This is a genomic window from Psychrobacter sp. NG27 (assembly GCF_016106655.1).
GTDB lineage: Bacteria > Pseudomonadota > Gammaproteobacteria > Pseudomonadales > Moraxellaceae > Psychrobacter.
The window spans coordinates 36485-52471 of sequence record NZ_JADGIN010000010.1; the positions used below are offsets into that span (position 1 = coordinate 36485).

Annotated in this window: 12 protein-coding genes; 3 read left to right on the plus strand and 9 right to left on the minus strand. The window is 43.3% G+C overall.

Annotation, left to right across the window (positions count from 1 at the left end; all coding sequences use genetic code 11):
* Positions 1-186 precede the first annotated feature (186 nt).
* The 4 genes from IP485_RS12425 to IP485_RS12440 all read right to left on the minus strand — a co-directional run bounded on the left by IP485_RS12425 (position 187) and on the right by IP485_RS12440 (position 5745).
* On the minus strand, positions 187-681 hold the full coding sequence (locus IP485_RS12425; RefSeq protein WP_198327472.1) for a hypothetical protein: 495 nt from the start codon (positions 679-681) through the stop codon (positions 187-189).
* Between the two features lie 115 nt (positions 682-796).
* Positions 797-1513 carry a ribonuclease PH gene (gene rph, locus IP485_RS12430; RefSeq protein WP_194364566.1) on the minus strand — a complete coding sequence of 239 codons (717 nt, stop codon included), beginning with the start codon at positions 1511-1513 and terminating at the stop codon, positions 797-799.
* A 180-nt stretch (positions 1514-1693) separates the two neighbouring features.
* Positions 1694-3493 carry an AMP-binding protein gene (locus tag IP485_RS12435; RefSeq protein ID WP_198327473.1) on the minus strand — a complete coding sequence of 600 codons (1800 nt, stop codon included), beginning with the start codon at positions 3491-3493 and terminating at the stop codon, positions 1694-1696.
* 524 nt (positions 3494-4017) lie between these two features.
* Positions 4018-5745 (minus strand): AMP-binding protein, encoded by a 1728-nt coding sequence (locus IP485_RS12440; protein ID WP_198327474.1) that lies wholly within the window; start codon positions 5743-5745, stop codon positions 4018-4020.
* 601 nt (positions 5746-6346) lie between these two features.
* Here IP485_RS12440 and parC point away from each other — a divergent pair.
* The gene (parC, locus tag IP485_RS12445; protein ID WP_198327475.1) at positions 6347-8653 is read left to right on the plus strand and encodes a DNA topoisomerase IV subunit A; all 2307 of its coding nucleotides are present in this window, start codon (positions 6347-6349) and stop codon (positions 8651-8653) included.
* Between the two features lie 143 nt (positions 8654-8796).
* Here the strand turns inward: parC and IP485_RS12450 are convergent, their stop codons facing one another.
* The 3 genes from IP485_RS12450 to IP485_RS12460 all read right to left on the minus strand — a co-directional run bounded on the left by IP485_RS12450 (position 8797) and on the right by IP485_RS12460 (position 11121).
* Entirely contained in the window at positions 8797-9276 is a 480-nt protein-coding gene (locus tag IP485_RS12450; protein WP_198327476.1) for a hypothetical protein, read from the minus strand.
* Positions 9277-9693: 417 nt separating this feature from the next.
* A complete protein-coding gene (locus IP485_RS12455) occupies positions 9694-10173 on the minus strand; it encodes a BLUF domain-containing protein (protein WP_194364561.1) in 480 nt (159 codons plus the stop codon).
* 441 nt (positions 10174-10614) lie between these two features.
* Positions 10615-11121 (minus strand): hypothetical protein, encoded by a 507-nt coding sequence (locus IP485_RS12460; protein ID WP_198327477.1) that lies wholly within the window; start codon positions 11119-11121, stop codon positions 10615-10617.
* A gap of 265 nt (positions 11122-11386) precedes the next feature.
* Here IP485_RS12460 and IP485_RS12465 point away from each other — a divergent pair, with 265 nt between their 5' ends.
* Complete coding sequence (locus IP485_RS12465; protein WP_198327478.1) at positions 11387-12226, plus strand: HAD family hydrolase; 840 nt, start codon at positions 11387-11389, stop codon at positions 12224-12226.
* A 31-nt stretch (positions 12227-12257) separates the two neighbouring features.
* Here IP485_RS12465 and IP485_RS12470 read toward each other — a convergent pair whose 3' ends face one another.
* On the minus strand, positions 12258-13070 hold the full coding sequence (locus IP485_RS12470) for a 3-oxoacyl-ACP reductase (protein ID WP_198327479.1): 813 nt from the start codon (positions 13068-13070) through the stop codon (positions 12258-12260).
* A 362-nt stretch (positions 13071-13432) separates the two neighbouring features.
* Between IP485_RS12470 and IP485_RS12475 the strand changes: the two genes are divergently transcribed.
* A complete protein-coding gene (locus IP485_RS12475; protein ID WP_198327480.1) occupies positions 13433-14566 on the plus strand; it encodes an ABC transporter substrate-binding protein in 1134 nt (377 codons plus the stop codon).
* An 84-nt stretch (positions 14567-14650) separates the two neighbouring features.
* On the opposite strand, the gene IP485_RS12480 is transcribed toward IP485_RS12475, so the two are convergent.
* A complete protein-coding gene (locus IP485_RS12480) occupies positions 14651-15874 on the minus strand; it encodes an FUSC family protein (RefSeq protein ID WP_198327481.1) in 1224 nt (407 codons plus the stop codon).
* Between the last annotated feature and the right edge of the window lie 113 nt (positions 15875-15987).

Consider the following 15987-nt stretch of genomic DNA (forward strand, 5'->3'; position numbering starts at 1 on the left):
TCTGCAAGTATTATTCACCCAATGTAGGCGATAACTGGCATAAAAATACTGATGAATGGTAAAAGCAAATAGAGGATATGGGAGACTTGCAGGAAAAATATTTGAGATATTAGAGCAGGTTAATGAATTGGTTGATGTAATTTTTCATAGCACTAACTGTTGGATGCTAACCTGTGAATGAGGAACTTACTGACCGCTATTCATTTTAATATTGACATGACGTTTGCTAAACGCTTGCCCTTCTAGAATTGCTTTGGTGGCTTTTGCTTCTTGAGCACTCTCAAAACCATTGATATGATATTTACGTACGTCGCTGCTATCGACAATCTGTAATTGATCGCCTATCAGCACTACCTTGTCACCATCAGCCAAATGAATGTGATCTCGTTTGCCCAGATTGTCATGCACCAGCTCACCTGCACGTACCCACAATGTGCCACTACTGATCATACCGCTCATGGCTTTTTTGTGTTTCTGACGCTGTTTATTAAAAATAAAGCTACCAATAATAAGAAGTGCAAGGGCACCAATGGCCAAACGTTCAGACAATAGGCTCATGGCCATGGCAACTGCCACTGCCCCTATCAATAAGGCAGACCCAAACCAAAACATCCCGTTATCACCAGCGTTTGGCTGACCCTGTAAGGTGATTTTTGCGCCATCATCAGTCAGCTTGAGCATGCGTTCTTACCTATTATCAGATGTGAGGATAGTTGTCTGTGAAAAAACTGCCTATCAGGGACCAACAGGCAGTTATTAAATCTAAAGATAAAGTACAGTATGCCGTGAAAACTGACTACCAGCCAAGTGCAGTTTGTTGCATCTTAATAAGTTCAGCAATGCCTTTTTCGGCCATTGACAGCATGGCATCTGCTTGAGCGCGCGTGAACGGCTTTTCTTCAGCAGTACCCTGAAGCTCAATGAACTCGCCTTTTTGGGTCATGACGACATTCAAATCTGTATCACAACTAGAGTCTTCTTCGTAGTTCAGATCTAAATACGCCTCGCCATCTTTCATACCGACAGATACCGCTGCTACCAATCCAATGAGAGGATCCGCTTTAAGCTTTTTACTCTTTTGGATGGTTTCTAATGCATCAATCAGCGCAATTGCCGCACCAGTGATACTAGCGGTACGAGTGCCGCCATCCGCTTGCAAAACATCACAATCAAGATAGATGGTGTTTTCGCCAAGCTTACTCAAGTCAATCATGGCACGCAGACTACGCCCGATCAGACGCTGAATCTCTTGGGTACGACCGGACTGCTTGCCGCGGGCCGCTTCACGTTGGTTACGGGTATTGGTCGCACGTGGCAACATACCATATTCGGCAGTGATCCAGCCTTTGCCTTTGCCCTTGAGCCAGCGCGGTACACCCGATTCGACACTGGCCGTACATAGCACTTTGGTGTCGCCAAAACTGACCAATACTGAGCCTTCGGCATGCTTGGTATAATGGCGCTCAAAGCTGATCGAGCGAAGTTGGTCAAGCTCACGATTGTCAATACGCATAAAAATTCCTAGTACGGTGTTATAAAAGCCATGTCAAAAAATACACTATTCTTGATCCGAGGATTAACCAATAGGCATTTGGTAGACTAAAATCTTAAGATATCCTAACGTGACAGCGGCGCAATAGCAAGATTCACTCACGCTATTACGCCGCTGCGTTGGTCAAGTTTGATACTAAATTTATTCTAACCCTTCCATCTTACGCAATTCTTTACGTAAAATTTTACCCACGTTCGATTTTGGTAATTCGTCAACGAACTGTATATGGCGCGGGCGTTTATAGCCAGTCAATTGTTTTTTGCCATAATCAAGCAGCTCTTGTTCTGTGACGTCGCCTTTTTTGACCACAAACAATTTTGGCTCTTCACCGCGATCATCATTGGGAATACCAATTGCACCGCACTCAACGACCGCTGGATGCTCGCTCATCGCTTCTTCGATCTCATTTGGATACACATTGAACCCAGAGACTAAAATCATGTCTTTTTTGCGATCGACAATTTTGATAAAACCTTTTTCGTCCATGATACCGATGTCACCGGTTTTTAGATAACCGCTAGCCGTAAAGGACTCAGCTGTTTCTTCTGGACGGTTTTGGTAACCAATCATGACCTGTGGACCTTTTACGCAGATCTCACCACGATCACCCATCGCCACTACATTTTCGTCTTCATCGATGAGCACAATGTCAGTACTAGGCGCAGGAATACCGATTTTTCCAGTAAACTCTGCAATGGTCATTGGGTTAAAGGTCACAACAGGTGAAGTTTCAGACAAACCATAGCCTTCAACGATCGGTAGACCAGTGATTTTATGCCACTCTTTTGCCACGCTAGGTAGCACTGACATACCACCGCCGATAGAAGCTTTTAGATTAGAGAAATCCAAGTCGGCAAAACTGTCTTTGTGCACCAAACCATTGAACAAGGTATTTACCGCAGGAATAAAAGCAGGTTTGTATTTGCCCATCTCTTTGATAAGCCCATCAAGATCGCGCGGGTTTGGAATGAGCAACCCTGCATAGCCTTGATACATGCTGCACATACCACAAACCATGAATGAGAAAACATGATATAGCGGCAATGCGGTCAAAATAACGTCTCTGCCATCGATATCATCATCAAAGGCACTGTTCATCAACGCGCTGACCTGTAGCATGTTGGCGACTAGATTACCATGAGACAGCATCGCCCCTTTAGCCACGCCTGTTGTACCGCCTGTGTATTGCAGCAATGCCACATCACTTAGATTCAGCTCAGGGCGCTGGTATTTGCTGGCTGAGGCTTCGTTTAACGCATCTTTAAAACTCACACTGTTTGGTAAGCGATAAGCAGGAATCATTTTTTTGATATGACGAGCAACGAGGTTGACCACGGCCCCCTTGATCGTTCCTAGCATGTCGCCAATTTTACAGACGATGACATGCTCAACTTGACCTTTATCTTCCGCATCTTGATACGTTTTTGCAAAGTTCTCAACGATGAACAACGCTTTGGCACCACTGTCATGCAACTGATGTGACAACTCGCGACTGGTATACAACGGATTGACGTTGACCAGTATCATACCGGCACGAATGACCCCCAATGCTACTATTGGATACTGCAAAAGGTTGGGCATCATAACCCCAACTTTATCACCTTTGACCAGTCCTAATGACTGCAGATAGCTGGCAATCTGAAGACTGTACAGATCTAGTTGCTTAAAGCTGATAGACGCGCCCATGCAGATATAGGCTGTTTTTTGTCCATAACGACTAAAGTTACGCTCGAACACATCAAGTAAAGACGTACTATCCTCAGGCATCTCAATAGTAGCATCGATGTCATAACGCTCATAAGCACTTAGCCACGGACTGTCGCTTGCGATGGTTGGCATCGTGGGAAATGCATTGCTTTGATAAGCATTGCTAGCTGCATCAGCTTTGCCATCAGTCGCTACATTATTTTCTTTCGTCTCTTTATTGATATTGTCCGTCATAATTTTCCCTAAACGTTACCGTTAAAAACATAGAATACTTTAATAAAAACACCATTATTTTTTATGATTCATCAATGATGGCAACATCTTGTGAATGAAAAGCCGTTGAATAAAACCGGCGTATCGTTCACAGATTTTTAATCAAAGAGGTGTGTGAGATTCATACCAAATAGGCTGCACTGCATAAAACCAAATCACAGATTAGATATATCATAATAATGTGTCAGCCATACAGACCAAAACCATCAATTTTTCAGGTATATACAAAAATACATCGATGGGCACTATAGCAGTTTTGCTAAACATTCTCTATTAATAGTCGCTGTGTCATATCCGCCTTAAGACTGCCCAAAACCATCAAGACAAAAAAATGATAAGACAGCATAGTTGCAGTCTTATCATTTTGGATCATCACAGCCTACCTTGACTCATGTTTCAGCTATGCTTATCCTTCATCAGTACACTCATAGAGCTCAAGCATTCTACTTCAGCTTACCTTGAGCGTACCTATATCAAATACCGTATCAACCGTGATTTTTCTCTTCGAGTACACGTAGATCTTTACGTAGGATTTTACCCACATTAGACTTTGGTAGCTCATCAATGAACTCAACACGGCGAGGACGCTTATATCCTGTTAGATGCTCTTTACCGTACTCAAGCACTTCTTCGGTGGTCAGACTAGGATCGTTGCGTACGACGTAAATCTTAGGAATCTCACCGCTCTTCTCGTCTTCGATACCGATAACACCGCACTCCAAAATCTTAGGATGACCGGCCATGACCTCTTCGACTTCGTTAGGATAAACGTTAAATCCAGACACCAAAATCATATCTTTTTTGCGATCAACGATCGTCACGTATCCGTTGTCAGCCATGATACCGATATCGCCCGTACGGAAGAAACCGTCCGCTGTCATAACCTCAGCAGTCGCTTCTTCGCGGTTCCAGTAACCTTTCATGACCTGTGGTCCACGAACACTAATCTCACCGCGCTCACCAAGTGCCACTTCATTACCATCATCATCTAAGATGGCCACATCAGTCGCTGGCATCGGTACACCAATGGTGCCCGTAAATGTTTTACTATTGCTAGGGTTCGAGGTTGCAACCGGTGCAGTTTCTGACAAGCCATAGCCTTGAATAATGATATTGCCTGTTACTTGACGCCATTTTTCAGCGGTTGGACTCAGTACTGCCATGCCGCCGCCCATCGACTGACGCAGCTTGCTATGATCCATCGCGATAAATTCTTCGTTATTGGCAAGCGCATTGAACAACGTATTGACCGCTGGGAAGAACGCTGGTGGATTGGCTTTGTATGCCTTTAACAAGCTATCAAGATCGCGTGGGTTTGGTACCAGTAGCACCACACAACCACGATATAGACCAAACATACCGCAGACAGTGAATGAGAAAATATGATACATCGGCAATGCTGTCATAATGACAGGCTGCTCACCTCTTTGATCAAAATCATCAAAGGCGGTGCCCAAAAAGGTATTAGATTGAATTAAGTTTGCGACCAAGTTTTTGTGTGTCAGCATCGCGCCTTTTGCCACACCTGTCGTACCGCCTGTATATTGTAAGACGGCAATATCGTCGAGCGTGATATCGGTTGGGCGCTTATATTTGCTAGCAGCCACTTGCTTTAGGGCACTTTTAAAAGGAATGCTGTTGCTAATACTGTAATCTGGTACCATTTTTTTGACATGACGCACGACCGTATTGACCATAAAGCCTTTGAGCGTACCCATCAAATCGCCCATACCAGTAATCACGACCTTATCGACCACATTGCGACCGATGTCTTGATAGGTCTTGGCAAAGTTTTCGACCATGATCAATACTTTGGCTTGTGAGTCAGTCAGTTGATGCTCAAGCTCTCTGGTGGTATATAATGGATTGACGTTAACTAAGGTATATCCTGCCCGCAGGACTGCAATGACCGAGATTGGCAATTGCAAAATATTGGGCATCATGACCGCAACTTTGTCACCTTTGACCAGTCCTAATGACTGTAGGTAAGCGGCCATTTGACGACTGTACAGATCTACTTCTTTAAAGCTCAACGATGAACCCATGCAAATATAGGCCGTTTTATCACTGTTTTTAGCAAAGCTTTGCTCAAAAATATCAATGAGTGAGGTATCATTAGCCGGTAGTTCAATGTCGTATTCTAGTCCAAGCTCTTCGTACGTTTTTAGCCAAACCTTATCATCACGACGGGTTAAGTTTACTTGATTTTCCATAATCTTTGTTCTCCTAGTAATAGTACATTACCGCCAACCCAAGCAAACCACAGTGTGATAAACATACCAAAATCCGAGATTGCTTGCCACATAACGGTAGCAAACAAGTCTATGACTGAATCGTATGGTGCTGAGTGAACGATATAGCAGTAAATAGCCCTTTGTTCATTAACATACACACTTTGTACAAACTACTCAATATAAAAGATTGCTGCATGAGTTCTCAAATCACCTTGACGCCTAAAAAAATATTAAATATCAAAATGTTATATCGAAATTCTCATTCAATCATCGATATTCATCGAGGTTGATTTTGAATACTCTGTAACAATGTTGACACAGTTAATGAATCTTCATCGCTGCTTTTTATATTGGTTTTCTGCTTTATGATATTTATCGCTATACAAAGAGGCTTCACTGAGAGATTTGACTTCAAATCATACAATCGCCAATTCACCTTTACCAAGCACGTCATGCACTGTCGTCTATTCTGATATACGTCTTTTTAATTGCCTCAATATCCTTTACGATAGCACTATCCTATTTGCACGCTTGAACCAATTATCTATACCTATTAAAACTGATAAGTGAATCCTATTTTATGTCCGATGTTATTGATAGTACGATTGCCCCAATCATTCCCACTGAACCGATGGATACTCGCTCAGTCGCAGAGTTCACTGAGCAGGCCTATCTCAACTATGCCATGTACGTCATCATGGATCGGGCGCTGCCAAATATCGCTGATGGTCTAAAGCCAGTGCAGCGCCGCATCGTCTATGCGATGAGCGAGCTAGGCCTAAAATCGACTGCCAAGGCCAAAAAATCGGCACGTACGGTCGGTGACGTCTTGGGTAAATACCATCCGCATGGCGACAGCGCCTGTTATGAAGCGATGGTACTGATGGCGCAGCCGTTCAGCTATCGTTATCCGCTCATCACAGGTCAAGGTAATTGGGGTAGCCCAGATGATCCAAAATCCTTTGCGGCGATGCGTTATACCGAAGCCAAAATGTCTGCTTATGCCAATACGTTGCTCGCAGAATTGGGTCAAGGTACGGTCGATTGGCAAGACAACTTTGACGGCACGATGCAAGAGCCAACCACCCTACCTGCCCGCCTGCCTAATATCCTATTAAATGGTACAACGGGTATCGCGGTCGGTATGGCAACCGATATTCCACCGCATAACCTTAATGAAGTGGTACGTGCTGCGATTCGCTTGCTTAAAAATCCGGAGCTATCGGTCAAGCAGCTTACCCAATCAATACCAGCACCAGATTTGCCAACACCAGCTGAAATCATCACCAGTAAAAAAGATTTGCAAGCGATGTATGAGACTGGACGCGGTAGCTATAAAATGCGTGCAACGTTCCATGTTGACCCTAAAGAGAAAAACCTCGTCATCATTGACGCGCTTCCTTATCAAGTATCGGGTAATAAAATCCAAGAGCAAATCGCCAAGCTAATGACCGATAAAAAGCTGCCTTGGATCACTGATATTCATGATGAGTCAGATCACGAAAATGCCTGCCGTATCGTGCTTGAGCTAAAATCAACCCGAGTCGATGTCGCTCGCGTCATGAGCCATCTGTTTGCCAGTACGGAGCTTGAGAGCAATTACCGCGTTAATATGAATATGATTGGCCTAAATGGTAAGCCGCAGGTCAAAAACCTAAAAGAAATCTTGGAAGAGTGGCTCGTCTGTCGTCGCTCTGTGGTCACGCGCCGCTTGCAATATCGTCTTGATAAAATCGACAAGCGCTTGCACATCCTCGCAGGTTTGCTGATTGCTTATCTTAATATTGATGAAGTCATTCGCATCATTCGTGAAGAAGAAGATCCGAAAGCAACATTGATGCAGGACTATGACCTGACTGATATTCAGGCCAATGCTATCTTGGATATTCGTCTGCGTCAGCTGGCGAAGTTAGAGGAGATTGAGCTACGCCGCGAGCAAGATGAACTGGCTGCCGAACGTGCCATTATTCAAGAGTATCTGGACAATCCAGACAGTTTGACCAATCTGATGATTGACGAGCTGACAGCCGATATGAAAGAACATGGCAATGAGCGCGTATCACCATTGGCAGAACGTGAAGAAGCACAAGCATTAAAAGAGTCTGATCTTGTACCAAGCGAGCCTGTCACCGCTATCCTATCGAAAGCGGGCTGGATTCGTGCAGCCAAAGGCCATGATGTCGATGCCGCTGGTATGAGCTACCGCTCAGGTGACAGCTATCAAGCGCACGTGCGCGGCAAATCCAACGAGCGAATCTACGTGCTCGACAGCACTGGACGCAGCTACAGTATCGATGCGCACAATCTCGCATCGGCTCGTGGTCAAGGCGATCCATTGACCAGTGTGTTAAAACCACCAGCAGGTGCCAGCTTTGAGCAGCTATTAACCGGTGATAACGATCAACGTATTATCCTTGCCAGCTCAGCAGGCTATGGTTTTATTAATACCATTGGTAATCTCGATAGCAATCAAAAAGCAGGTAAAAACATCATTAACCTAGCTGCTGATAGTCAATTGCTCCATGTCGCACGTATCGATACACCAGTGGACGCGACTGCCAATGCTGACGATGACAATAGCAATACGCACCTGACACCTGATCATGTCGCTGTCGCGACCAATGCAGGATATTTACTGATATTTGCTCTCGATGATCTGCCTGAGCAGGCACGCGGTAAAGGCAACAAACTTATCAAGTTAAAAGACGGCGAAGAAGTGCTGACTATTACGCCTCTCAGTCAGCAAGATAGCCTTGTCATTACCGCTGGCAAACGCCATGTCACACTCAAGCCAAATGATTTGGCTAACTATACGGGTGTTCGTGGTAATCGCGGTGGTCAGCTACCAAGAGGCTTTCAGAATGTGACAAGTGTTGAGGTAGGCTGAGCAGTTGGTTATAGCTATGCTTTGCGCACTAATCGCTCAAGCTCACAACATTTTTAATAAAAAGCCGCTTATACACAATGTATAGGCGGCTTTTTTATGCCAATTAAAATAGATAACGCTTATGATATATAAATGCTATTCATCTAAAATTTATCGGATTCAGCACCTTCAAATATCGTTGTCAAAAAGCTTTCAATCTGAGTGCTTTTCATTAAATAAGGATTGAAATCAAAACCTGCTGAGAAACTTTTCAAGGCATATTCCTCATCTTCAGCACTTTCGGTCAGGTGTTTGGTTACGAACCCATCCCATCGAAGTACTTCTATTTCTTCTACCTTGACAACATTAGGGATAATCTTAAAATGCTCATCAATTATCTTCGTTAGAGCAGCATTGACAGCTGGTCTTGAGCCTTGAATGTTTTGAACAAAGTAACCGTCATTGATTACAAGCGCTGCGACCAATCCACTGTCTTCAAAGTATCTTCGCCACTGTTCGAGAGCACGGGTTAATTCTATACCTGTTTTTAATTCAATGTTTTTACCGATATACGTTAGGCTAATCAGAAGATGCTCGCCATGTCTTTTCCTATTTTCTGAAATTTGACCTGCCATTGTATGCATAAGAAAATCCATTTATATAATAGGTATATAAATTAATATACACTTTATCATAAAGTATAATCAATTAAACTCTTGAAAATTGACCAAGTTCTTATCATTTACTACCTTAAAATAACACAACAAAAAGTAGCTCAGTCAGTGTGATAGCACTATTCTAATCGTTAGGGATTCTCATCTGTATGTGCCGATATACCAATTTTCAATCCACAAACAGGAATCACTAAGGCATTTCTAGTAGTCAAAGATTGTGGGAGTTACTTATGAACATCAACCAATATTTCGTCCAATTGCTAAGAATACACCCTCTGCCGATACTGGTAACTTGCTTTCATCAAAAAGCCGCCTATACAAACGTATAGACGGCTTTTTTACGCGAGTTAGAATAGACACCCATTATAGGGAGCGGATAATACCCTTTTAAGATTTACTAGATTCGACTTCTTCAAAAATTGCAGCCAAAAAGCTTTCAATCTGAGCACTTGTCATTAGATAGGGATTGTAGTCAGAACCTGCCGAAAAGTTTTTTAGGGCATATTCTTCATCTTCAACGCTCGAGGTTAGATGTTTGATTAAAAACCCATTCCATTGACGCGATTCTATTTCCCCTATGTTAACAATGTTAGGGAAAATGGTCGAATGCTCATCAAGTATCTTTGCCAAGGCAGTGCTGATAGCAGGCCTTGTACCTTGAAAACTTTGAACGAAATAGCCTTCACTAATTACTAACGCTGAAACGATATCGTTTTCTTCAAAATATCTGCGCCAGTACTCAAGTGCACGAGTCAGTTCGATTCCAGAGTCCAAGTCGACATTTTTGGCGATATATGTCATGTTGATCAGAATATGCTCGCCATGCCTTTTTCTATCTTCTGAAGGTTGGCTTGTCATTGTAGTCATAAGAAACCTTATTTGTGAGAACCTAATCTAATTTAAGATACACTTTAAGATAAAGTATAATCAATAACATTTTGTTTCTTAATGATTTTTTGTTATCTAGCATCATTGTATTTCTAGAAATACGCTTTAGAATTTTGATGAGATAGGATGCCAATACTTCTCAGAGTACAATTGTACTATAAAAATTGGCACAATTACTGCGATATCATTATTCTAATAATTAACAAGTCTAATCTGTATTTTCCTATAGCACGGCCTCAATTATACCATACGATTTACCCGTGTTTACTCAGTGCTCAGAGGTTACAAATATCAATCAAAGCGTTGCCTACTCACTAATCTAGCATGTTTTATAGAGAGGTGAACCTAACTCACGCTCACTAAAAAGCCGCCTATATACTGCATAGACGGCTGTTTACACTGTCTAAAATGCTTGATTGATTAATACCGACCCATCTCAATCATGGTTTCAGCAAGTACCATATCGCCCTGCCATGCCTGTACATCTACCGTATATAAATGGTTTTTGCCACCTGAACAAGGCGGCTTGTACGCACCGCCTACTTCACCTTTGCGGCTACGGTATTCTGCCACCATCTCAATACCGACTGGTACTTCATAAGTATGCCCGAACACGCGTGGAATCTCAGCACTCGTAGCACCCTTTGGCAGCGCAAACTCTACCATGCCGTGTCCACCATGTTGCATACGTTTGTTACTCACATCGTTATAAACGAATACCAAGCTCTCCGCACCGGCTGGAATGTTTGAGACCGTCATACTTGGTGTGGCTGGGCTTTTGCCACCATAATTCAAACACTGCTGCCCTTCAGGGATTTTTTTACCATTCCAAGCTGCATCGTCAAATGTAACATCCATGGCAAAAGCGTTGGCAGATAACACTAAGGCGGTCAAAGCGGTCACTGATTTTAAGGTAAATATTTTCATCATGGTTCCTTTAGATGGCAGGTTGGTGAAGGCAAAAACTCGAACCTTATTTTATTGACTGATCTGAACAATTAGTCATAACTTTATAGTAAATAACCCATACTTGGTTACTCCTATCGTTTAGGATTTTTGTTACTTCTTTGGCTGGGTAGCTAAGGAGATATTTGTAGAGACACAGGTTACGCGATAGGTATTTATCTGATTGGCTGTGTTGTAGTAGTATCGGAGTCATCAGTATTGAAATGACTAAAATAATAGGATCATCATGTTTATCGAAGACAAAATCGCTAAAGAAAGTCTAGCTACCAAAATGTCTGTCCCAAAAATCATCTTTTTTGACATCGATGATACTTTGAGTCGTAACGGTATTATTGCTGAGCACAACAAAGCAATGCTTAAACAGCTGGCAGACACCGATATCAAGCTGGTCATTTCGACAGGACGCTCAAAAGCTATACTGCCTGAAGATATTTTAGCGTTGTTAGAGGCAAATGTGCTCGATGCCATTATTTGTATGAATGGGCAGTATAGCTTTGATAATAGCGGTCAAATCAGCCACTATCCACTGACCGCTGAGCAAACGAATAAGATCGTAAAGCTGTGCCAACAGAGCGAGCTGATTCATAAGTTTGACTCAGCCACTCATATCGCATGGTCTGGTGAAAACGAGCGTCTGCGGGAGTTTAATGCCATCACGCCAAACTCTATCGTTGACCCTGACTACTACCAGTCAAACACTGTTTATCAATGCTCAGTATTTTTTAATAACCAACAAGAAAAAATGCAGGACATCGACTTTGCTCAGCACGATTTAAAGCTGGTACATTGGCATCAAATTGGCGCAGATATATTGCCAGCCGATGCGTCTAAAGCCCGTGGTATCAAAGACGTGTGCGAGTATTATGCCGTAGATGCAAGCGAGTGCATGGCGTTTGGCGACGGTATGAATGATTTAGAGATGTTTGACTTGGTTGGGTTTGCCGTGGCAATGGGAGACGCTCAGCCCGCTCTGATTGCACGTGCTGATTTCGTCACTGGGACGATTGAAGAGTGTGGCATACAAGCAGTGCTTGAACCGTTCTATGCCACCTTGTCCGTAAAATAATATCTAAACTTGCGTGTGTTTTAGATATTCATTAAGGCATCGTCAAACCACCATCCACAGCAATGGACTGACCAGTAATAGCCATGCTCAAATCAGAGGCCATGAGCAGTACTGAATTGGCAAAGTCAGCGACTGATGTTGCTTGGCGCAGTGGCGTGGTGGTCGCGATATAATCGAATACTTCTTCAGTGGTCAGGCTACTTGCATCGGTGGTCTTTAATAATCCACCTGCCAGCAAATTAACCCGAATACCATATTGACCAAGCTCACTAGCTAGGTTGCGGGTCAGTCCAATTAATGCTGATTTAGCCGTGGTGTAATCATAATAGGTAACCACTGGATTGTAGACAAGGTTGGTTGAGATATTAATGATTTTGCCCATATGCTGCGCTTTCATCTGCGGCAATACGGCCTGTACAGTGTTGAATGCGCCTTTAACAATACCATCCATCTGCTGCGAAAAGTGTGCCCACTTTACCGTCTCGATACTGGTGTACTCCGCACTTGGGTTAAATTGATAGCTCGGTAGTGCGTTATTGACTAAGATATCGATACGACCGTAACGGCTGACCACTTCAGTAGCCATTGCCTTTACTTGCTCAAGCTCGGTGACATCTGCCTGATATGCAAATGCTTGTCCGTTTGCAGCAATGATATCTGCAACCACCGTGTCAGCCGCCTCTTTACTACTGAGATAATTGACGCAGACGATCGCACCTGCTGCTGCCATTTGCTTAGCAATCTCTGAACCCAGTCCACGACTGGCGCCGGTGACGATGGCGACTTTATTGGTCAGCAGTGCTGGGATCGTTGAGGTGCTTTGAGGTGTTGTGATTTGAGTCATTGTGTTGCATCCTTTATTATTATGGTATGGTTAATTAGCATTTTAGAAGCCAAAGGCTTGTCGCTATTTGGCGCTTGAGCCTGCGCTAATCATAGCATGGTTATATATTATCTTTTCTCGAGCCAATGTCACTCACTAGCAATGCTACCCAAAATCACCTGCCTTTAAGTTATTTTCGCTATTCATTTGATTAGCCAAGCCAGCTCTCTTTATTAGTATTACTAAGCATTGCCTTGATAACAACCCTTTAAATTCCACAAAGTAATGACCATAATAGTTTTATTGGCCATGTCAGGCTTTTATCTTTTTGGCTTTTTATTGAATTTTTCTGATTTGCACTATCTTTATTTAGGAGAGATATTTTGACCCACTTATCATCGTCCCATCCAACTACTCACACCATGGCTAATATTGGTCGTATAGTGCCAAAAGCATTATTAGCAGCGACTGTCGGCTTGGTGCTTGCCAGTTGTAGCAACTCTGACAATGCGGCTGACGGTAGTGCGGCGGCGAGCAATGTGACACTGAACCTGTATAACTGGTCAGAATATATGCCGCAAGAGATTCTAGATGGTTTTGAAGAAGAGACTGGTATCTCGGTTAATTACACCACGTTTGACTCTAACGAAGCGATGTATGCCAAGCTCAAACTGCTGGATGACTCTAGCCAATATGACTTAGCGATTCCATCGACTTATTATGTCGAAAAGATGGCGAAAGAAGGACTATTGCAAGAGTTAGATAAGTCGAAATTGAGCAATTTTAAAAACTTGGATACCTCATTTACAAATACCAAAGTCGACCCTGAAAACAAATACTCTATCCCTTATATGTGGGGCAGCACCGGTCTGGCGATCAATGGCGATAGTGTCGATCCTAAGACTATTAATAGTTGGAATGACCTATGGGATCCTAAATATAAAGGTCAGGTAATGCTCACCAATGATGTGCGTGAAGTATTTGGTATGGCACTACTGACACTTGGCTACTCAGGTAACAGTAGTAATCCTGACGAAATCAAAGCCGCTTACGATAAGCTCACCACCTTGATGCCAAACGTCAAAACCTTTAATTCTGATGCCACACGTATGCCGTATATCGAAGGTGAAACATCGCTCGGCATGACATGGAATGGCGAGGCAGTCATGGCCAATGACGAAGGTCTGACCAGCTTGGTTTATAAATATCCAAGCGAGGGCGCTATCTTATGGATGGACAACTTCGTCATTCCAAAAAACGCCAAGCAAGTTGATGCGGCACACAAATTTATTGATTACTTATTGCGTCCTGAAAATGCAAAAATCGTGAGTGAAGAGATTGGCTATGCGTCGCCAAATATAGCAGCACGTGAGCTGATGGACGAAAGCGTCCGCAACAACCCAACGATTTATCCTGCCAAAGACGTACTGGCAAAAGCTGAATTCCAAGAAGATGTCGGCGATGAGGCCTTGCAAGTGTATCAGCAGTATTGGGATAAGCTAAAAACTGGGCGTTAATGGTTTTGATTTAGCATTTTAGAAAGAAAGTATACTTTTAAAAATAAAAACGCTGATCCTAAATGGTCAGCGTTTTTTTGTGCGTTATAGATGTAAATCCGTCTCGCCGCCCTGCTCTTTTATTCTGCGCTGCTCACGGCGCTGATAGCCCAGACCAGAGGCAGCAAACCAGTGCGGCTTCGATGTTTGCAATAAGTCACTCAGCTGCTGTAACTGGGCTTGCAAGGTTTGTGTCAACCAAAAATACCCTTGCCACTCAAAGGCTAAGTGCTGCACGCTTGGATAGTCTGAAACCGCGATACGAGTAATGGGTCGAAACACCTCATCACTTGGACTGCGCAACACTGCTGCCATGTGCTGCATCGCTTGGGTTAGCTCATGCTGATAATGTATCAACAGTACATGATTCTCTTCATCGATGTCGATATTTGCCAGACGCGGGGCCGCACTTAACAACAAATCAATCGTGCCAATAATATTACGGTGTGTACGCTGAATGGTCTCTAGCGTCTCTTTTTTTATGCCTGATTCACTCGCTGTCGCTGCCAGATGTGGACGCACAGCAAGCAAGCGTTTGTTAATCTGCTGTAATGCTGTGACCAATGTCCTATTAACAGGCACTTCATTAACCGCAAAAGCCACCGTGTTTGACTGCTTGACAGTATCATCTGTCTTCCCATCTACCCCGCCATCCGTTGCATCAATATGATGACCCACGCCAGCATAGAGACTGCTACAAGCATCGAGATTACTACTCAATAAAAATCGCCACATTAAGGTCGATTTCAGCGGTAAAATCAGCGTTACTGCTACCGCGACCCCAGTACCTAACAAAATATTTAGCACACGATAAATACCGTCTTGACCGATACTGTTGTTACCCAAATCAGAGACAATCATCAACATGGTGATGCCCGTTAGTAGCCCTGTGTAGCCAAGATTTCTAACCGCCAAATAGCCAATGATGCCACTGAGCAAGCCAATGAGCGCATAATCGACCCACAGCCACGCACCTGCATTTTGATTGAACCATAATACCCCAAGGGCAATGCCAATACCTAATAGTGTACCAAGCACGCGCTCTTTTGCCTTGGTATAAATAGCGCCTTGATACTGTAATAAGCCCAAAATAATAAATACAGTGATGGTTGTCCATTCGCCATGTGGAAAATTGGTGACCCCGTTGAGTAACAAAGCGAGTATCACCGCCACACCCAAACGTATGGCATGCAAAATATCCGCGTGCTGATAGCGAACATAAGGCTCAATAAATGGCGCAGTAACACGTTGGTAAAGGGTTGGTTTCACGCAAGACTACTCTTTTTAGTGGATAAGTGAGATAAATAATAATCGAGATAGATAATAAAAAGCACAGGTTACTCATAAACAGGCTATCAGTCGAGCCTCTATTTACAAAGTAA